Here is a 19,341-nt window from a genome sequence, read left to right as displayed (position 1 = left end):
CTAGCCATCAGAAGGAGCGACATATGGCTTCCCTACTGGTACGCCCCACCGCCCCAGATGCCCAAGGCACCGTGATTGACGTGACCCCTGAATCGGCTGGCTGGACGCACGTTGGCTTTCGGGTACACAAACTCGCCAAGGGCCAGCGTCTGGAGACCAGCAGCGATGACCAGGAAGTCTGCCTGGTGCTGCTTACCGGGCGCGCCACGGTAACCTGCGGCGAGCACCGCTTTGAAGATATCGGCCAGCGCATGGATATCTTTGAACAGATCCCGCCCTATGCGGTTTACCTGCCTGACCATGTTAGCTACGCGGTAGAAGCGACCACAGACTTAGAGCTAGCGGTGTGCGCCGCCCCTGGGCATGGCAACCATGCCCCTCGGCTCATCGCGCCTGACCACATCAAGCAAAGCACCCGTGGCCAGGGCACCAACACCCGCCATGTTCACGATATTCTGCCGGAAACCGAGCCCGCCGATAGCCTATTAGTAGTCGAAGTATTCACACCTGCGGGTAACTGGTCGAGCTACCCGCCCCACAAACACGATGTGGATAACTTACCCCACGAATCACATCTGGAAGAGACCTACTACCACCGCATTAACCCTGAACAAGGGTTCGCCTTCCAGCGCGTTTACACCGATGACCGCAGCCTTGATGAAACCATGGCGGTGGAAAACGGCTGCTGTGTGTTGGTTCCCAAGGGTTACCATCCGGTGGGCGCCTCCCATGGCTACTCGCTCTACTACTTAAATGTGATGGCGGGGCCCAAGCGGGCATGGAAATTCCACAACGACCCCGACCACGAGTGGTTGATGAACGCTGGATAGATCGACACTTTGCCCGCTAACGTTTATCTAATGCTATGCTAACTAGCCCCGCCGATGCGGGGCTTTTTTGTGGTTCACTTTTTTGAGTATCCAGAGGCCTCAATGCTCCCCGACTACTCCGTCATCGCCTGGTTGTTAATTGCATTTTCCGTTTACCTGACCGGCGTTTCAAAAGGTGGCTTTGCGGGTGGTTTTGGTACGCTCTCGGTACCGCTAATGGCGCTGGCGATCAGCCCCGCCCAGGCAGCGGGCTTACTACTGCCGCTACTGCTGGTGATGGACGTGTTTGCGGTGAAAGCATGGTGGGGCAAGCAGGACGCCACTGAGGTCTGGCGCTTTGTGCCGGGGCTGTTTATCGGCGTGACGGTAGGGACGCTGCTGTTTGGCAGTTTGAGTGAACAGGGCTTACGCCTGACTCTCGGCGTGATCACCCTGCTGTTCGCCGCTTACATGTTGCTCAAGCCCGTTGCCAAGAAACCGATCTCCCCCCGTTGGGCTTTGCCAGCGGCAAGCGTTTGCGGCTTTACCAGCTTTATGGCTCATGCGGGCGCGCCGCCGCTGAACGTTTACCTGCTGCCGCGCAAACTATCGAAAGAGACGTTTATCGCCACCTGCGCAGTGACCTTTGCCGTAGTCAACGTGATCAAGCTAGCGCCCTATATGTGGCTTGGCGAAATCAACGTTACCAGCGCCTGGGCCTCGCTGCTGCTCGTACCCATCGCCTGGATCGGTGTACGCAACGGCCTATGGCTGCAAAGCCGCGTCAACGAGACGCTGTTCTACCGACTGGTGATTTTTGCCATGTTTTTAGTCGGTTTTAATCTGATTTGGCAGGCGCTGAAATAGGATGGTATTCAGTACGGAGTGCAGCTCATTTTTCATACGATCATTCTTTGAGCGTTTAAGCTGTAAGACATCGCTTAAAATTTTGTAAGCGATCTCTTACAAACGTGTAAGAGATCCCTGTCACTTGCCTTCCAGGCCTTGCTCTCTGGCCCCGGCCCGCTACCCTGATCGTTTCTCATTTACTTGATCCAAGGAGCGGAGCGATGGCAGACGGCACAGGCCTACAGTTTACCCTGACCCTACCCGGGGCCGATGACACCGCCGTGGTGCGCTTTACCCATCACGAGGCGCTGTCGGAGCCGTTTGCGCTCTCGGTTGAGTTTGCCAGCCGTACCCACAACCTATCGCCCAGCGACTGCTTGGATCAAAACGCCACGCTGACCATCTGGCAGGACGGCGAGCCGCTCCGCCGCGTGCATGGCATTATAAGTGAGCTGCACCGCGGCGACAGGGGACACCGGCGCAGCTTTTATCGGGTGGAGATTCGTCCGGCACTGTGGCGGTTATCGCTGCGCCATAACTCGCGTATCTTTCAGGACGCCTCGCCGTTTGACGCCATCACGACGCTCGCTAACGAGCGCAGCCTCACCGATATCGGCTTTGCCACCACCCGCACGCCCCCCGATCGGGAGTTTCTGGTTCAGTACCGCGAGACCGATCTGGCCTTTATCGAGCGTTTAGCCGCCGAAGAGGGCTGCTTCTATTTCCATGAGTTCGAGAACGCCGAGGGCGGCAAACACCAGCTGGTATTTGCGGACGCCACGGTGGTGTTGCCCAGCGTGGGCGAGCGCACCTACCACGGCCGCGCCGGGGGCACGCCGCCCCGACGCCACGTGCGTAAATTGCGTCAGGCCAACCGCGTGCGTCCCGCCTCGGCGATGCTCAAGGACTACACCTTTAAAAACCCGCCCTATGCGCAGATCCATGAGCACCTGGCGCCAGGGCTGGGCGAACACGCCCAGCGGGAGGATTACGAGCACTTTGATTACCCCGGCCGCTACAAGAAGGACGCTTCCGGTAAGCCTTTTACTCGCCACCGGTTAGAGTCACTGCGCGCCGACGCCACCACCGCCGAGGCCGAGAGTGACCTCCCCGAGCTCGCCCCGGGGATCTGCTTTACCCTTACCGACCACGATATCGACAGCCTTAACCGCGCCTGGCAAGTGGTCTCGGTGGTTCACCACGGCGAGCAGCCCCAGGCCCTGGAAGAAGATGGTATGGCCCGGGGCGGCAATGGGAGTGGAGCCAGTTCAGCTCAGGCAGGCGAGCTGATGACCCGCTACCACAACGACGTGGTGATCATGCCCCGGGATCAGACCTTTCGCCCGGTGCCCAACCCTAAACCTCGCGTCGACGGCCCCCAGGTGGCCTTTGTGGTGGGGCCGGAAGGTGAAGAGATCTACTGCGACGAACACGGCCGGGTTAAGGTGCAGTTCCCCTGGGATCGCTACGCCGAACCTAATGAGACGGCGAGCTGTTGGGTACGGGTCGCCCAGGGCTGGGCCGGCGGTGGCTATGGCAGCATGGCGATCCCCCGGATCGGCCATGAGGTCATTGTCTCGTTTTTAGAGGGCGACCCTGATCAACCGCTGGTCACCGGCCGCACTTACCACGCGGTGAATACCCCGCCTTACCCGCTGCCGGAGCACAAGACCCGCACGGTGATCCGCACCCAGAGCCATAAATCCGCAGGCTTTAACGAACTGCGCTTTGAGGATGCCACCGGGGAAGAGCAGATCTGGCTCCACGCCCAGAAAGACCTGGAGCTGTTAACGCTTAACGACCGCACCGAGGAGATTCGCCGGGACAGTCACCTTAAGCTCCATCGCAACCGCTTGAGCGAGATCCACAACGACGATCACCTGACCGTACACGGTAAGCGCTACACCCAGATCAAGGGCGACGATCACCTTCAGGTGGATCAAACCCGCCATGAAGTCTACGGCGAGTCCCAGCTGGTGGAGACCGGCCGCGAGCTGCACCACAAGGCGGGCAGCCAGATCGTGTTGGAAGCGGGCAGCGAGATCACCCTCAAAGCGGGCGGCAGCTTTATCAAGCTCGACCCCGGCGGCGTGACCATTGTCGGCCCCCAGGTCAAGATCAACTCCGGCGGTAGCCCCGGGCGCGGCCAGGGCCACGCCATTGTGCTGCCCCGCTTACCCGGGGAAGCCGAGCCTGAGGAGAGCGAGGACGTTACCCTCGAACCGCACCAGACCCCACTGCTCAGCAGCGACATCACCGCCGCCACGCCGTTGGCGTTAGACGATATCGACATCACCGATGGCCTGGCCGACGACTGCAGTGCCTGCCAACCGGCGGTGGGTAGCCCGGTGAACCCGCTGCTGGGCGCCAAGCTGCTGCCCGCCGAGACCGATTTTGCACTCCCCGCGCCACGGCCGTTTGTGTTTAGCCGTGGTTATCTCTCCAGTAACGGGCGGATTGGGATACTCGGTCAGGGCTGGTCGGTACCCGGCGAAAGCCTCTCCCTCACCCTTAACGATGACGCCTGTATCGTTCACGATGCCCAGGGCCGAGCGATTACCTTTGGCGCACTGGCCCCCGGCCAGGCGCGCTTCTCGCCTACAGAGCAGCTGTGGATCCGTCGTGGAGGCGCCTCAGTCGATGAAGAGAGCAACGCGCCCCGCTGGCAAGCCCTGGACGAGACGTTGCGCAGTGATCCTGAGCGTATCGTTTTAAGCGATGCCAGCGGGCTTTACTATGTGTTTGCCAGCCCAGCCTCTGCCCAACCAGCAGACGTGGCGGCCACCACGGATGCGACTTCAGGTGAGAACTCAAGCGATAACGCTGCTCGCTGGCTCTTAATCGAAGAGCGCGACCGCAACAGCTACACCACCCAGTACCGCTGGGAAGGTGGCCTGCTGGTGCGAGTGATCGACAGCGCCCAGCGCCACTACCAACTGGTTTACGATGCGCTGTTACCCGCCATGCAGGGCGATACCGGCCAGCGCTTAACCGGCGTTAAGCTGGTGAAGGAACACGATGGCAGTCCCCAGGACGACTGGCTGGTACGCTACTCGTTTAGTCCCGTGGGGGATTTAATTGCGGTGCGCCATCGCCACGGTGAGGTGGTACGCGAGTTTGAGTGGCAAGACCACATGCTCACCGCCCACCGGGTACCTGGGGGCATGGAAGCCCACTACACTTGGGATCGCCACGCCCCGGATGGCCGGGTGGTGGGCCAGCAGGAAGCCGGTGGCTTAGCGCGGACGTACAGCTACCAAGTGGATCACACCCTGGTCACCGACAGCCTGGGCCGGGAGGAACGCTACCACTTTGTGGGCAGCGGCCCCGGTCGCCGCTGGACGGCCCACACCCGCGCCGACGGTTCGCGGATTGAGTTTCGTTACGACCGTGCGGGTCTCAAGGTAGCCACCATCGATCCGCTAGGCCGCGAGACGCTGATCGAGCGCGATGACCACGGCCAGGTGATCGCGCAGACCGGCCCGGACGGCACCCGCTGGGCCATCGAGCGGGATGCCCTGGGCCAGCCGGTGAGTATCGAAGGGCCTGAGGATCAAACGTGGCAAATAACGCGCAACGAACAGGGGCTTCCAGTGGAAGTCACCGGGCCGGAAGGCACTACCGCCTTCGCCTACGATCACGATGCTTTGCCTGATCGACCCACGACTATTACCGATGCCGTTGGGGCAACCCACCAACGCGAGTGGAACGCCCTGGGCCAGGTCACCGCCCAAATCGACTGCTCCCAGCAACGCACCGAGTATGCGTACGACCGCCACGGCTATCTGGCCAGCGTCACCAACGCCTTGGGCGAGACCACCCGCACCCAGCACGACAAGATGGGTCGACGACTCGCCACGCAACTGCCGGACGGCACCCACTGGCACCACCACGTGGATGCGCTTGGGCGGCTGGTGGAGCTGGAAGGCCCCCAAGGGTTTAGGCAGCAGTTCTTCTTTGATGACCACGGCCGCCCGGTGCAGCGCATCGAAGCCGATGGCAGCCAACTGTTTACCGCCTATGATGACGTGGGCCGCTTAAGCGAACTCACCCTGGGTAACGGCGCAGTGTACCGCTTTGCTTACGATGAGATGGATCGCTTAGCCAGCGAGACCGGCCCCGATGGCCGCGAGCAGCAGTACCGCTACGATGACGCCGGGCGCTTGATCGAACGTATCGAAGCCAACCGAGCAGGCCCCGACGGCCAGCCGCTGGTGACCCGTTACGATTACGATGAAGCCGGTCGCCTCACCGCCCGGCACCTGCCCGCCACGGAACACGCCCCGGCCAGCACGGAGCAGTACCAGTGGGGCGTGAACGGCCAGCTACTCAGCGTCACTAACGATAACGGTGAGGTCAGTTTTAACTACGACCACGCCCAGCGCTTAATCGGCGAACAGCAGCGGCATACCGGCCTAGAAGAAGCTAGCGGTTGGACATGGCAGCACCAGCACACCTTGACCGCCAACGGCGCGCCCCAGGCCAGCCAGTTCGGTGACCTACCCGCGCTTAACTGGCACACCTACGGCAGCGGCCACCTGCACGGCCTAAGCGCCCCCGGCCTGGATCTTGAGATCGCCCTGGAACCCGATGCTTTGCACCGGGAGACCCAGCGCCGCCTCAGCGGTAGTGAGCAATCACAGCCGCTAATTTTAGAACGCGGTTATACCCATCTCGGTCAGTTAGACCACCTTACCCTGCGCGGTGCCAACAGCGCCGCCAACGAACAGCAGTACCAGTACGACGCCCTGGGGCGGATGAGTTTCCGCAATATAGAAGGCGACCAAGCCTCCAAGGTGATTGCTTACAGTTACGACGCCGCCGGACGCTTGATCGGCAGCCAACACGGCGACCACGCCCACCGCTACTCTGTGGACGCGGCGGGTAATCGGCTAGAGCAGGGGGTAGACAAGCAGCAAGGACTGACTGATAACCGCCTCACTCAGCTCAACGGCACCCGCTACCGCTATGATGGTGCAGGCAACCTGATCGAACGCCAACAGCCCAACGGCGAACGTTTAACCCTGGGCTATGACGGCGCCAACCGTTTAGTGCACCTAATCCACGCCAGCGAGCTGGGGGCGACCCGCGAAGCCACCTACCGCTACGACGGCCTGGGAAGACGAATCAGCAAAACCGTACGCCACCCCAACGGCACCACCGCCACCACCCACTACGGCTGGGACGGTGATCGCATCGTGCGGGAAGAAACGGATAACCAGCGCACCACGATGGTGTATGAACCGGGTAGTTTTGTGCCCATGCTGCGTATTGATGATACTGAACAAGGCCAAGTGCTCAGCGCCTACATCACCGATGCACTGGGTACCCCGATGCAGCTGGTCACCCCCAACGGCCAACCCCGCTGGCTCGCCGAACCCGACGACTGGGCAGCGGTCAAAAACCAACGCGCCGTGCGCAACCTCACCCAACCGATCCGGTTCCAGGGTCAATGGCACGATGAAGAGAGCGGCCTCTACTACAACCGCCACCGTTATTACGACCCGCAGCAGGGCAGGTATATTAGTCAGGATCCGATTGGGTTAAGAGGCGGGGTAAACATGTATCAATATTCGGTTGCACCAAGCATCGAAGTAGACCCACAAGGGCTCAGTGGAGTCTATGGCCTGGGAGGCGGGCCTTATAGCCAATCCAACACTGTGAGTAGGGCTGCAGAAAATATTGTTATAACCGGTGAAGGAAACGCTTCTGTAGAAACATTCGGCGGTGTATTCGGCCAAACAGTGTCGACGGGCTTAAAGTTCGACAATGTTGGTAACGCTGCCTGGGTCATGACTGAATGCCAACAGTATGGCCTAGGTATGTTTAGAGGGGCAGGCGTTGGAGGAAATGCGAGTGTTGGCTCCGCTCCCCTTGAAGATGGCGTTTCAGAAACTTGGGGGCCTTTTGTGCGCGGTGCTGTTATTAAAGGAGGCGGTGCATCTATTGATGTTGGTGGAGGGGCTTTAGCTGGAGCAAGCGGTTGGCTTGGCCCTAGTTTTGGCCTAGCAGGTGGGATTCAGCACTGTAAAACAACCACGACAGTTTTAAGAAAGGGAGATAGGGAGAAATGATATGAAGTTAATCAATAAAATCCGACTCTCATCTTTTATGATTTTTTTTGCGAGTGGCGCCATACTCGCGCTTGGATCTGATAAGAGTTTCGTAGTGGAGAAGTGGGAGCTACTGATGTGGGTGTTAAGGATCTCTGGCGTAATAGCGATTGGCACCACATTCATACTTCTCATACAAGGCTTCGGTGACTACCTAGATAAATATCAAAAAGAAAAGGATGTAAAAAGGGATAAAAAGAATCGCCGATAAGTCGCTCCTGAGACTAAGCAATAAATAATAGCAGCACGAATCACTGTAGCTTGACCGTCTGGGAAGCCTTCCTTTCACCTTACCAGACGGTAATCTGCCTAAAAGCCAAATCACCCTAGCACCATGGCTCACACCATCGACCAAATGCTAGCCGCCCACCGCTACTCAGTAGACGCGGCGGGTAATCGGTTAGTGCCTCAAGACGACCAGCAGGCCCTGCCGGATAACCGCCTCACTCAACTCAACGGTACCCGCTACCGCTACGACGGTGCCGGTAACCTGATCGAACGCCAACAGCCCAACGGCGAACGTTTAACCCTGGGCTATGACGGCGCCAACCGTTTAGTGCACCTAATCCACGCCAGCGAGCTGGGGGCGACCCGCGAAGCCACCTACCGCTACGACGGCCTGGGAAGACGCATCAGCAAAACCGTACGCCACCCCAACGGCACCACCGCCACCACCCACTACGGCTGGGACGGTGATCGCATCGTGCGGGAAGAAACGGATAACCAGCGCACCACGATGGTGTATGAACCGGGTAGTTTTGTGCCCATGCTGCGTATTGATGACACCCAGCAAGGCCAGGTACTCAGCGCCTACGTCACCGACGCCCTGGGCACCCCGATGCAGTTAGTCACAACTAACGGCCAACCCCGCTGGCTCGCCGAACCGGACGACTGGGCAGCGGTCAAGAACCAACGCGCCGTGCGCAACCTCACCCAGCCGATCCGGTTCCAGGGCCAATGGCACGACGAAGAAAGTGGCCTCTACTACAACCGCCACCGCTACTACGACCCACAGCAAGGGCGTTACATTAGCCAGGATCCTATTGGCCTCAATGGCGGCACGAACTTGTATGGCTACGTCACTAACCCAATAAGCATGGCGGACCCGTTGGGGTTGTTTGGGGCGAATATGCATCATTTAGATCCGCTTAGTATTCCAGCAGGTCAAGCCTATGGGCGAAGTATGTCTCCTCAGAACCAACAAACTGGAGTAGGTGAAGAACATATTTTTTGGCGAGCGCTCAAAGATGTCCCGAGAATGTTTGGGCAATATGTAGATGAGAGGAGCACAGCTTCTGCTCAGTCAATGTGCTCTGCATTAAGCGTCTTAGATAACAATGAAGCTATGCTTTCTGTAGCGGGCGGACAGGGCTTGGCAGCCGAATTAGCACTGAAAGCATCAAGTAAGGGTATATCAACCATTGCGGGAATAGGAGCTGGTGGTGGAGCAGCCATAGTTGGGTCTGTTGGTCGAAGTGCAAATTATGGTGCACCTGAGAATCAACGTGGAACTGATTGGCGAGGGTTTACATCTATTTCTGCTGGTACTGGTGTATGGGGAGGCGACACTTCACTATCAGCCGGTACTGATGGAGTTACAGGCGGGATTAGGGGAGGTTATGGCTTTGGTGCTGCTGTCGTATCTGGGGTTCAAGCAGAACAGTACATTTTAGACTGTAACGACTAAGGAGCTAACAGCTAATGCCTTGGCTTTATATATTTTACATTGTGGGAATTGCAAACCTACTAACTTATCTGAAGTTAAAATCAGAAATTAAAAAGGAAAAAAAAATCTATGAAATGTATTTTAACGTAAAATCCGAACCAAACCCTGCAAAGAGGTCAAGAACGTTTACTAAGTACATACTGTCCCCAAAAAGGTGGAATGATGATTTTAACCCAAAGCTTTTATTCTGGGTAAGGCTGTACATATTTATTTCTTATGGATACATGCTTTTTGGTGTGATCGGTATCATAGTTTTTTTTATACTAGCATCAACTGCCTCGGTGCAGTAAGGCCTGAACTCAACTAGTAACTATAACATGGACCTTGCTTTGTTCAACATATACTAAGAGGGGCATCCAGCTGCTTTCCTTGGCGGTAGGCGGTAGCATTGCCAACAAAAATCTTAACTGGTAGTGCTAACCAGCGGCCACCTGTACAGCATGAGCGCCCCAGGCCTGGATCTGGAAGATGAGCGAGCCTGTATAGGACAAGGAATGGCAGTGAATAGAGATGGCCATTGTCAATATCTTGACAATTCAGGTAGGTACAGCGGCGGTCTGAGTCCTTCAACCGCAACCCATGACGATTCAACATCAGGTATCCTTGGTTGTGCGATTATTTCGACAGCATTAGGAGGAGGCGAGGTTCCAGATGAAATTGAAACAGTAGGACAGATTGCAGATGGGGCTAATAAGATTCAAGAATTAATTTCAGACACCAAAGTCATACCAAATTCAAAGCTATTAACCATACCTGCAAGGTTTGGTGACAACATGGACAGTTGTAGAGAAACTGCTGGAAAACAAACATGGCAGATTGATAACTGGAATTAGAATAAGGATATTAAATGAATATCAAGAGAAGCTTTAGCGCCATTGCTACATCAATATTATCAATGGTGAGCTTTAGTGTAATCGCAGATTGCGCATGCGAGCATGAAAATGATCCTGACACACCGATTAATCAAGCTATACTGGCAATGGATAATAACTCTTTAGCTTTCGAGCTGCTTAGTAGTGAATCTAACCCTGATATCACAAATGCTTGTGGTGCAGGGCTTTTGCTTATGGCAGCAATTTACAATGATATTGCTTTAGCTGAAAAATTATTAGCGGAGAGTGCAGATCCTAACATTACTAACTTTCAGGGTGAAACTCCTGTGGAAGCAGCCGCAAAATGGTCTAGCAATGAAGTTTTGGCTATGCTGTTAGAAAATGGAGGGGATCCAAATCCAAAGATGCATCCGTGTTTGGAAACAGCAACATATAATACGCCACTTCTATTAGCTTCTGTGAATGACAACTTGATAGGAGTTGAGCTACTACTGGAGCATGGCGCCGACTTTACTGTTGTTAGCCCTAAAGGCGCTACCTTCTTTGATATTTTATTAAAGAGGGGCAATGATTTAGATGAAATATTAGATTTAATAGAATCTATACCTGAAAAAAATAGAACTCAAGCTAATAGCGAACTTTTATTCGAGGTAGCAAGAAGGGAAGATATGCTATCTAAACTAAATCACCTTTTATCAATGCCGCTCAACCCTAACTATAGCGTTGATGACAATGCTCCATATAACACCCCTCTCTTAATAGCAGCTATTGCTGAAAATATTGATGGCGTAAAGGCGTTAATCGAACATGGCGCAGACATCCATTACACCAATTCGGTAGGTTACTCTTTAGAGCGCATCGTTCATGAGAACAATATTGAGGAGCTGTATTATTTATTCCCCTCAACAGAGGAATAAGCTCTAGCACATTATTAAAAAAATGGATATTGCCCCATCCACTACCCGTCAGGGAAGACATAAAGCTGTCTTCCTTAGCGATAGCGTTGCAGAAGCATCATCGTCTTAAAGTTTTTCCCAGCCGCCAAAATGGGATGAATTGAGCCACAGGATAATTATAAAAACTTTCTGAATAAAACTTAGCACCAACAAAGTAAGTATTCGAAGAGTTAAACTAGCAGAGAATTAATACTCTGTGGTCAAAATTCTCGATGTATCTATTTACAGAAACGCAACAATCTCACTTTACCACCTTTCTTATAGGTGTTTTTAAACTTACCAACCTGTCTGCCTGACAACACACTAAAACTAAGGAAATTGCATGTTTGCAAAATTCACTCTAGGTTCACTGTATCTTATGATCCAACATAGGAGCGCTATATTAAAAGGCGTTATCTTGCCTTTCATTTTTTATATTTTACTCCAGCTCGTGCGCTATGGATCAGCTTATACAGGATTTTCATATGGCAGTGCCAGCTCACTTTTATATATACTTTTCTTTGTTGCTGACATGGCCATTCTGACGATCATCTCAATAAATACAACACGGACAATTTTACTCGACGAACAGCCAGAGCCTTTTAAATTGAAATTCAAAAAGCGCGAAATAAAATATCTTTTGTACAGCATTGGATTCTTGGCTTTATGGATAATACCAAGCATGTTTATCGGAGCCTCTTTAACTCTAATCATGTATAACGTCTTGATGGGCGTTATCCCCTTAACTTTCTTCTTAGTGACTTTATTTTTCACATTAAGGCTGTCACTTATTTTTGTAGGTGTAGCGATTGACAGAAGCATATCGTTGAGAGAATCTTTGAGCATGACTAAAAATTGCCAGTGGTCGCTATTCTTTTCACTTGCCTTATTAATCGCTCTGCTATTTATTTTTGAATATTGCATTGGACTTTTTTCTAGCTTGATTGGCGGTCAATTCTTTAGCCTGATATCTTTTGCTTTGATAACCCCACTAGTAAACACGTTCATATATATATTCACTGCCATTATCTTGACCATCTTATATTCCACTGCTTATCAACCAAATGACAGCCCCCAAGCGGAATCGGCTGGGGATGCCCAATAGCATCGAAGACCTGACAATCCGCTGGCAGCCGAAAACAACGACGATGGCTGGCTAGATCACCTCACGCTGGCGGTGCCAATAGCGCCGCCAGCGTAATGGCCTAAAGCGCCACCAGCACCAGCCCCGCCAACATCACCAGAGTGCCGACAGCTTTTGCCCTGGATGCGGGCTCCTTCAGCCACAGCACACCCATTAGCACGCCCACCGGAATGGAGAGCTGACGCAGCGCCACCACATAACTCACCTCGTCGGTAAGCGCCATGGCGATTAATACCAAGCCATAGGTGCAGGTCATCATCAGCCCGGTGACGACCAGCATGGTCAGCCCCTGCTGGCGGAGTGCAGGCAGGCGGCGGCGCTCTGCCGGTAGCAACGCCAGTAGCGGTACCGACCAGCTTAGCGTCATCAGCGCTTGCAGCACCATAAACACCGCTCCGGCGGTTAACCCGCTATGCCCTGCCCCCTGCATTAGCCCCAGGGCCTGCTTGTCGATCAGTGAATAGCCAACGGTGCCCGCCGCTGCCAGCAACGCAAACCCCATGGCGGGCGTGAGGTAGGTGGATAACCTGCGCGCCTGCGGATGGCTAAGCGGCAGGCAGAGCGCGCCTGCCACGACTAGCACCATACCAAGGCCGTCCCAGCGATCCAGCACCCGACTACCCAACAGCACAATGGATACCAGCGGCACTAACACTACCGGCAATGCACGGGCGATGGGGTAGAGTACGCTAACGTCCCCTCTCGCGTAGGCCCAGGCTAACCCGCCCATGTAGAGCATTTGGCATAATCCCGAAAGCGCCAACCAGCCCCAGAATGCACTTGGTAATGCAGTGAGTGACGGCCCAATCAACACCAGCGGCAGCATCACCGCACCACCCGCGCCGTAAGCCAGGGTAAAAGAGGCTAACGACGGCGCATTGCGTTTGCCCAACACGTTCCATCCGGCGTGCATGCATACCGAGACCAGCACCAGAGCAAGCGCGGCTGGACTCAAGGACGCTCTCCCTGTTGAAGACGTGTATTAATGGCATCGACCACGCTAAGTAGCTCGGCAATGGTCTCAATGCAGTAGTGTGGTGCTGAGGGGGCAAATTGCGCGGCCACCCGCTCGTGGGCGGCGTGGCGCTCGGCATCACTCAACGCTTGATATTGCGCATAGGTTAGCCCCAGCGCATTGCCCGAGCAGGTAAGCGCCACCGTCCACATCCCCGCGCTGCGCCCTTCAAGAATGCCCGGCGTGGTGTCGTCCACTTTAATACACGCTGCCACATCGCTGATGCCTAACGCGATCACATTGGCCAGCGCCTGAGCAGGATACGGACGGCCATTGGGCACCTCATCCGTCGCCACTACGTGATCAACTTGCAGGCCGTTATCCGCAGCCAAAGCGACGACTTTTTCCATCACCACCGCCGGGTAGCCAGAGCAGGAACCGATTTTCAGCCCCTGGGCGCGCAGCGTAGTTAAGGTGTCGAGCGCGCCGGGAATCACCGCCGAGTGGTCGGCAATTTTGGCAATCTGCAGCGGCATAAAGCGCTCATAAAGCGCCGTTACATCGTCATCAGAAGGCGCGTGGCCTACCGCCTGAACAAAGCGTTCGGCGATGTCCGGATGGTTGCAGAGTGTCCGAATATGATCCCACTTACCCATACCCATGGGGCCGCGAGCTTCTTCCAGGCTAATCGCCACGCCCAGCTCAGCAAACGCTTCGACGAAGATCTGGGTAGGCGCAAAGGAGCCAAAGTCGACCAGCGTGCCTGCCCAGTCACAGATAACCGCTTGCAAGCATTGGGGAGATTGATACTGCATTAGGCGCTCCCTGATTGTGAAGATAGGCCTGGAAAAAGGCTAACGCCCATCTCGGCAAGTGTGTTTTGAATGGCGCTTAGCAGTTCCGCGATCACCGTGGTGCCTAGCTGACCAATGCAGCCGATACGAAAACTCTCCACTTCAGTCAACTTGCCGGGATAGATCAAAAACCCGCGCGCCTTTAGCGCCGCGTAGAAAGCGTTAAACTCAAACGCTGGATCGGTTGGGCTTAAGAAGGTAGTGATGATCGGCGATAGCCATTCGTCTTCTAACAGCGTGCTGAAGCCTAGCGCTCGCATGCCTTTTACCAGCGCATCACGATTGCGGGTATAGCGCGCGCAGCGCCCTGGCACACCGCCTTCTTCCCGGTGCTGGGCAAGTGCGGCCTGAAAGGCCACCACGGTGTGAGTGGGCGGCGTAAAGCGCCACTGACCAGTGCGTTCCATATACGACCACTGGTCGTGCAGATCCAGGCTCAGTGAGTGGGCGCGCCCCTTGCCTGCTTCAAGCAGCGCTTTGCGAATAATCACAAAACCAAATCCAGGCACGCCCTCGATGCACTTGTTGGCAGAGGAAACCAGCACATCGATGGGTGTTTTCGCGAGGCTGATGGGTACGCCGCCAAAGGAACTCATCGCATCGACGATGAGCGTTTTACCATGAGCGTTCACCACCTCTGCAATCGCCTCTAACGGGTTCAAAATGCCCGAGCTGGTTTCACAGTGCACTAAAAATACCGCTGTAATATCAGGATATTGCTCCAGCAGCGCCGCCACCTCATTGGGCTGGGGTGGCAGATAGTCGCCTTTATCCAAGGTGATATAGACGCGCCCTATGGTATCCAGCAGTTGGCCGGCTCGCTTACCGTAAGCACCATTCATCAGCACCAGTACTTTACCGTTGGGATCAGTGGCGCAAGCCAGCGCACTCTCAACAGCAAAGGTGCCGCTGCCCTGCATAGGCACGCAGGCGTACTCGTCGCTTGCTGCCTCGGCCATGGCAAGCAGCTGGGTGCGAATGCCGGCAGTCACTTGGTTAAAGTCGTCATCCCAGGAGCCCCAATCACGCAGCATGGCGGCTTTGGTCGCATGGGAAGTAGTCAGCGGCCCGGGGGTTAGTAAATAGGGGTCTTTTATGTCCTTGCTCACGTTATCGGTCATTTTGGTATATACCAGATTTTTAAAACACTTTAATAGTAAGCACAGCGGCTGTCTAGGTGTCAGCTAGCACGCATGGCGCCAGCGCTGGGCGTTATTTAATAAAACATGGGTGAGTGCGGTGTGGAGCAGCTTCACCACCAGCGAGGTAAGGAAAATCAGCACCGCCATAGCCGCAGCGCTGGCGAAGTAGCCCGCTTCATCCAGGTGCAGCACCGCCACCGAGGCCAGCCGCGTGTCACTGTTATAGAGAAACACCACCGCTGAAACTGTCGTCATCGCATTGACGAACAGATACACCGATATATCCAGCACCGCGGGCAGCGACACCGGCAGCGTCACCCGGCTGAACGTGATCCAAAACGGTACTTTCAGTGAAGCCCCCACGGCTTCAAACTCAGGGTCGAGCTGTTTAAGCGCGGTTACCGAGGTGAGGTGACACACCGTATAAAAGTGCACCAACGTGTTGAGCACCAGAATCGTCAAAGTGCCGTACAGCCAGTTAAACGGGTTGCCCGCCTGATTGAAAAAGAAGATATAGGCAAGCCCCAGCACCATGCCAGGCACCGCCATGGGCAGCATGGCCATAAAGTGCAGCCCTTGGCGCAGCGGGCGAAAGCCTTCACTCTTTTCGATTAGCCAGGCGTTAAAGAAGATCACTAACGTGCCCACCAAGGCCACGCTAAACGCTAACTTGAGCGAGTTAAACCACGCCCCCCAACCACCATCGGCCATGCCTTGGAAGGTATAATGCTCAAAGGTTATCGATAAGTTGTAGGGCCAGAACTGCACCAGCGACGCATACACCGCTGTGCCGATCACCAGCACAATGGCCCCCGCCACCGCGTAGCACAGCAGTGTAAATATCCAATCCCGCAGCGGGCTGGGGCTAGGCTGCCACGGCACGGCCCGTGCCGAGAGTTGCGCCACTTGGCGCCGCTGTATCCAGCGGTCAACGATAAACGAGAGCACCGCGGGCAGCAGCAGAATCACGCTGACTACCGCGCCCATCTGAAAGTTCTGCTGCCCTACCACTTGGCGGTAGACGTCGGTGGCCAATACGCTGAACTGACCACCGATAATTTTAGGCACGCCGAAGTCAGTAATCGCCAGGGTAAACACCACAAACAGGCAGGAAATCAGCCCGTAGCGCACGCCGGGCAAGGTAATAGTCAAAAATGTACGCCACTTAGGGGTTCCCAGCGCTTCAGCCGCTTCGTAGAGCCGCGCGTCGCTGTTGGTCAGCGCGGTGGTCAGCAGCATTAGCGCGTGGGGAAATATCCAGAAACTCATGCCCATGACAATGCCGATGGGTCCATAAACCGATTGGCCGGCCAGTAAATCGCGCAGAAATCCCTGATTGCCAAACAGATAGACCAGGCTAATCGCGGGCAGCAGCGATGGCGCCAAAATGGGCAGAATCGCCAACATGCGAAACAGCCGCTTGCCCGGCATGCAGGTACGGGTAATCCCGTAGGCGCATAGAAACGCTAATCCGACCACCACACCGGTGGTCATCAACGCCACCCGCAACGAGTTGGCAATCGAATTGACCAGCGCCGGGGTTTGAAAATAGTGCGCGAAGTTAGCCAGGCCGATAAAGTCGCCGGCGCGGTCATGCAGGCTCTTGATCAGCATGGTCACGAGTGGGAACAGCAGCCCCACCACCAGCAATGCAACGCCAGCGAGTAACGCCAACAAGCGGATCAGCGACTCTAGCGACGGCTTGGTCGCCGATTTTACAAAGCTCTCGGCGATCATTGCTGGCTGCTCCCGGCGGGATAAAGACGGGCGGCTTCGGCGGGCAGGTGAATGCCTAGAACCTGCCCCTGGTAAAGGTTTAAGTCGGTACTATCGCGGCTAGGCACATCGGCAATTAGCGTTTGGTCAACGTCCGTTAGGCGCAAAGTGACCCTCTGAAAGGGACCTAAAAACTCGATGCCGATCACCTCACCGTTCAGCGCTCCCGCTTGACGGCTAAGTGCCACTGCTTCGGGCCGAATAGCCAGTTGGGCGGCTTGACCCACTTTTAAGGTATGCGATAGGCAGGCGCAGGGCATGGTACCCAGCAGCGCTTGGTTATCGCCCTGAGCGGTCACTTCCAGGAAGTTCATGCTGCCGATAAACGAGGCCACAAAGGCGCTGGCAGGCTGATGGTAGATCTCCGCCGGGGTACCCACTTGCTCGATCACGCCGTGGTTCATCACCACGATGCGGTCGGCCATGGTCAGCGCTTCTTCCTGGTCGTGGGTCACCATGATGGTGGTCACCCCGAGGCGCGCCTGCAGGGCTTTAATCTGGCTGCGCAGGTGGCCCCGCACCCGGGCGTCCAACGCCGAAAGCGGCTCGTCCAGCAGCAGCAGGCCAGGCTCGGTGGCCAATGCCCGCGCCAGCGCCACGCGCTGTTGCTGCCCGCCGGAAAGCGCCGCCGGGTACTTGTTTTCGCTGCCCGTCAAGTTCACCAGCGCGAGCAGCTCACCCACCCGTGCTTGGATGCGTGACCGCTCTACCCGCCGGTTGCGCAACCCATAGGCCACGTTGTTGAACACCGTGAGGTTGGGAAACAGCGCATAGGACTGGAACACAATGCCGAAATCCCGCGCCTGGGTGGGCAGCGTGGAGATATCCTTGTCACGCTGAATAAGCGTGCCCGTCGTTTGCTGGGTCAGCCCTGCAATCGTGCGTAACAGGGTGGTTTTGCCGCATCCGGAGGGGCCCAAAAAGCAGACAAATTCGCCCTCGTTTATGGTTAGGGAAATACCATCCAGCGCGGTAAAACTACCAAAACGCTTAGTGACTGCTTCAATGGTTAAATGGGGAGTAGTGGGAGTCATCACCGTTGGTGTGTCGGCCGCCAGCAGCGATGTCATTGTCGTGTGCATAACCTCTCCAAGCCCCGGCAAACCGGCCGGGGCAACTGATCGCGGCTTATTGTTCGGTTTTACCATCGTAGCGACGCTGCCACTCGGCCAGCACGCGTTCACGATTGACGGCAGCCCACTGGAAATCGGCGTCGATCATTCGATCAGTAATATCGGAAGGGTAGTTTTCAATCGGCTGTGCCACACCTGGGTAAGCCACCACCGCATAGCCTTCGTTATACAGTTCGTTGGCTTCACGGGAGATTGCCCAATCCATCAGCGTTTGCGCGGCTTCCTGCTTGTCGGTACCGGCCACAATAGCGGCGGCTTCCATATCCCAGCCCAGCCCTTCTTCAGGGAAGATAACTTCAATAGGCGCACCCTGGGATTTCAAGCGCGCACCGCGGAAGGCAAATGACACACCCACTACGGTTTCACCGGTAGCCGCCAGGCTACAAGGGGCGGAGCCCGAATGGGTGTAACGGGCAATGTTGTTATGTAGGCGATCCATATAATCCCAACCCTGATCCTCTTCCCATAGCTGCAGCCAGCTGGCTACATCCAGGTAGCCGGTACCCGACGAGTTGGGGTTAGGCATGATCACATGGCCTTCAAACTCAGGCTGGGTAAGGTCTTCCCAAGAGGTCGGCATCGGCACGCCCTGGCGCTCGCCCTCAATGGTGTTGTAGCAAATAGCAGCGACCCAGGCGTCCATACCCACCCAAGCCGGGTCTTCACCATCACGATAGGCCACATCGACAAATTTGGGGTCGAGATTCTCAACGCCAGCGGGAGCGTAGCGCTCCAGCATGCCCTCCTCTTCCAACACCAGCAGGCTGGTAGCGGCCAGGCCCCAGATCACGTCAGCCTGGGGATTGTCTTTCTCGGCCAGCAGGCGGGCGGTAATCACGCCGGTGGAGTCGCGCACCCAGTTAATCTCGATATCCGGGTGGGCCGCGTTGAAGCGTTCAGCATATTTTTGCAGGTCGTCCGACTCAACGGCGGTATACACCGTTAATTCAGTTGCTTGGGCGTTGGAAGCAAGCGCAACAGCAGCAGCACCTGCTAACAACGTTGAAGGGAATAAACGGCGTGGCATCATCATGATAGTCTCCCGGCTGATTGGTATAGACCAGAAGTTTGC

14 protein-coding genes and 1 pseudogene are annotated in these 19,341 nt (G+C 55.7%); 9 read left to right on the top strand and 6 right to left on the bottom strand.

Annotated elements, in window-relative coordinates; all coding sequences use genetic code 11:
- Positions 1-23 precede the first annotated feature (23 nt).
- From iolB to HZS52_RS07670, 9 genes and pseudogenes are all read left to right on the top strand, one after another.
- Positions 24-830: a 5-deoxy-glucuronate isomerase gene (iolB, locus tag HZS52_RS07705; RefSeq protein WP_190374467.1), complete on the top strand. Its 807-nt coding sequence runs from the start codon at positions 24-26 to the stop codon at positions 828-830.
- Positions 831-932: 102 nt separating this feature from the next.
- Positions 933-1,676 (top strand): sulfite exporter TauE/SafE family protein, encoded by a 744-nt coding sequence (locus HZS52_RS07700; protein WP_190374886.1) that lies wholly within the window; start codon positions 933-935, stop codon positions 1,674-1,676.
- A 203-nt stretch (positions 1,677-1,879) separates the two neighbouring features.
- Positions 1,880-3,871 (top strand): annotated as a pseudogene (locus HZS52_RS24375) (type VI secretion system Vgr family protein); the annotation flags it as partial.
- A gap of 123 nt (positions 3,872-3,994) precedes the next feature.
- Complete coding sequence (locus HZS52_RS24370) at positions 3,995-7,732, top strand: RHS repeat-associated core domain-containing protein (protein ID WP_223828127.1); 3,738 nt, start codon at positions 3,995-3,997, stop codon at positions 7,730-7,732.
- Between the two features lies 1 nt (position 7,733).
- Entirely contained in the window at positions 7,734-7,982 is a 249-nt protein-coding gene (locus HZS52_RS07690; protein WP_190374465.1) for a hypothetical protein, read from the top strand.
- A gap of 123 nt (positions 7,983-8,105) precedes the next feature.
- Positions 8,106-9,458, top strand: a complete 1,353-nt coding sequence (locus tag HZS52_RS07685) for an RHS repeat-associated core domain-containing protein (RefSeq protein ID WP_190374464.1) — start codon at positions 8,106-8,108, stop codon at positions 9,456-9,458.
- 533 nt (positions 9,459-9,991) lie between these two features.
- Entirely contained in the window at positions 9,992-10,330 is a 339-nt protein-coding gene (locus HZS52_RS07680; protein ID WP_190374463.1) for a hypothetical protein, read from the top strand.
- A 14-nt stretch (positions 10,331-10,344) separates the two neighbouring features.
- Complete coding sequence (locus HZS52_RS07675) at positions 10,345-11,247, top strand: ankyrin repeat domain-containing protein (RefSeq protein ID WP_190374462.1); 903 nt, start codon at positions 10,345-10,347, stop codon at positions 11,245-11,247.
- 361 nt (positions 11,248-11,608) lie between these two features.
- Positions 11,609-12,370 carry a hypothetical protein gene (locus HZS52_RS07670; protein WP_190374461.1) on the top strand — a complete coding sequence of 254 codons (762 nt, stop codon included), beginning with the start codon at positions 11,609-11,611 and terminating at the stop codon, positions 12,368-12,370.
- 100 nt (positions 12,371-12,470) lie between these two features.
- On the opposite strand, the gene HZS52_RS07665 is transcribed toward HZS52_RS07670, so the two are convergent.
- From HZS52_RS07665 to HZS52_RS07640, 6 genes are all read right to left on the bottom strand, one after another.
- Positions 12,471-13,364 carry an EamA family transporter gene (locus HZS52_RS07665; protein ID WP_190374460.1) on the bottom strand — a complete coding sequence of 298 codons (894 nt, stop codon included), beginning with the start codon at positions 13,362-13,364 and terminating at the stop codon, positions 12,471-12,473.
- Positions 13,361-14,179 (bottom strand): phosphonoacetaldehyde hydrolase, encoded by an 819-nt coding sequence (gene phnX, locus HZS52_RS07660; protein WP_190374459.1) that lies wholly within the window; start codon positions 14,177-14,179, stop codon positions 13,361-13,363. Before phnX ends, HZS52_RS07665 begins: the two co-directional genes overlap by 4 nt.
- Complete coding sequence (locus tag HZS52_RS07655) at positions 14,179-15,339, bottom strand: 2-aminoethylphosphonate--pyruvate transaminase (protein WP_190374458.1); 1,161 nt, start codon at positions 15,337-15,339, stop codon at positions 14,179-14,181. Before HZS52_RS07655 ends, phnX begins: the two co-directional genes overlap by 1 nt.
- Positions 15,340-15,402: 63 nt before the next feature.
- Positions 15,403-17,097 carry a putative 2-aminoethylphosphonate ABC transporter permease subunit gene (locus HZS52_RS07650; RefSeq protein ID WP_190374457.1) on the bottom strand — a complete coding sequence of 565 codons (1,695 nt, stop codon included), beginning with the start codon at positions 17,095-17,097 and terminating at the stop codon, positions 15,403-15,405.
- Complete coding sequence (locus tag HZS52_RS07645) at positions 17,094-18,218, bottom strand: putative 2-aminoethylphosphonate ABC transporter ATP-binding protein (protein WP_081742640.1); 1,125 nt, start codon at positions 18,216-18,218, stop codon at positions 17,094-17,096. Before HZS52_RS07645 ends, HZS52_RS07650 begins: the two co-directional genes overlap by 4 nt.
- A 46-nt stretch (positions 18,219-18,264) precedes the next feature.
- On the bottom strand, positions 18,265-19,302 hold the full coding sequence (locus HZS52_RS07640) for a putative 2-aminoethylphosphonate ABC transporter substrate-binding protein (RefSeq protein WP_223828086.1): 1,038 nt from the start codon (positions 19,300-19,302) through the stop codon (positions 18,265-18,267).
- Positions 19,303-19,341 lie beyond the last annotated feature (39 nt).

Source organism: Vreelandella titanicae, assembly GCF_014697095.1.
Taxonomy (GTDB): domain Bacteria; phylum Pseudomonadota; class Gammaproteobacteria; order Pseudomonadales; family Halomonadaceae; genus Vreelandella; species Vreelandella titanicae.
Note: the sequence above shows the minus strand (reverse complement) of the source record. Positions and strands in the feature narration are given on the sequence as shown.

Bases quoted from the DNA above. Each gene is read 5' to 3' on its own strand.
- iolB (WP_190374467.1), top strand. From the start codon at position 24: ATGGCTTCCCTACTGGTACGCCCCACCGCCCCAGATGCCCAAGGCACC.
- HZS52_RS07700 (WP_190374886.1), top strand. From the start codon at position 933: ATGCTCCCCGACTACTCCGTCATCGCCTGGTTGTTAATTGCATTTTCC.
- HZS52_RS07690 (WP_190374465.1), top strand. From the start codon at position 7,734: ATGAAGTTAATCAATAAAATCCGACTCTCATCTTTTATGATTTTTTTT.
- HZS52_RS07685 (WP_190374464.1), top strand. From the start codon at position 8,106: ATGGCTCACACCATCGACCAAATGCTAGCCGCCCACCGCTACTCAGTA.
- HZS52_RS07680 (WP_190374463.1), top strand. From the start codon at position 9,992: ATGGCAGTGAATAGAGATGGCCATTGTCAATATCTTGACAATTCAGGT.
- HZS52_RS07675 (WP_190374462.1), top strand. From the start codon at position 10,345: ATGAATATCAAGAGAAGCTTTAGCGCCATTGCTACATCAATATTATCA.
- HZS52_RS07670 (WP_190374461.1), top strand. From the start codon at position 11,609: ATGTTTGCAAAATTCACTCTAGGTTCACTGTATCTTATGATCCAACAT.
- phnX (WP_190374459.1), bottom strand. From the start codon at position 14,179: ATGCAGTATCAATCTCCCCAATGCTTGCAAGCGGTTATCTGTGACTGG.
- HZS52_RS07655 (WP_190374458.1), bottom strand. From the start codon at position 15,339: ATGACCGATAACGTGAGCAAGGACATAAAAGACCCCTATTTACTAACC.
- HZS52_RS07650 (WP_190374457.1), bottom strand. From the start codon at position 17,097: ATGATCGCCGAGAGCTTTGTAAAATCGGCGACCAAGCCGTCGCTAGAG.
- HZS52_RS07645 (WP_081742640.1), bottom strand. From the start codon at position 18,218: ATGCACACGACAATGACATCGCTGCTGGCGGCCGACACACCAACGGTG.
- HZS52_RS07640 (WP_223828086.1), bottom strand. From the start codon at position 19,302: ATGATGATGCCACGCCGTTTATTCCCTTCAACGTTGTTAGCAGGTGCT.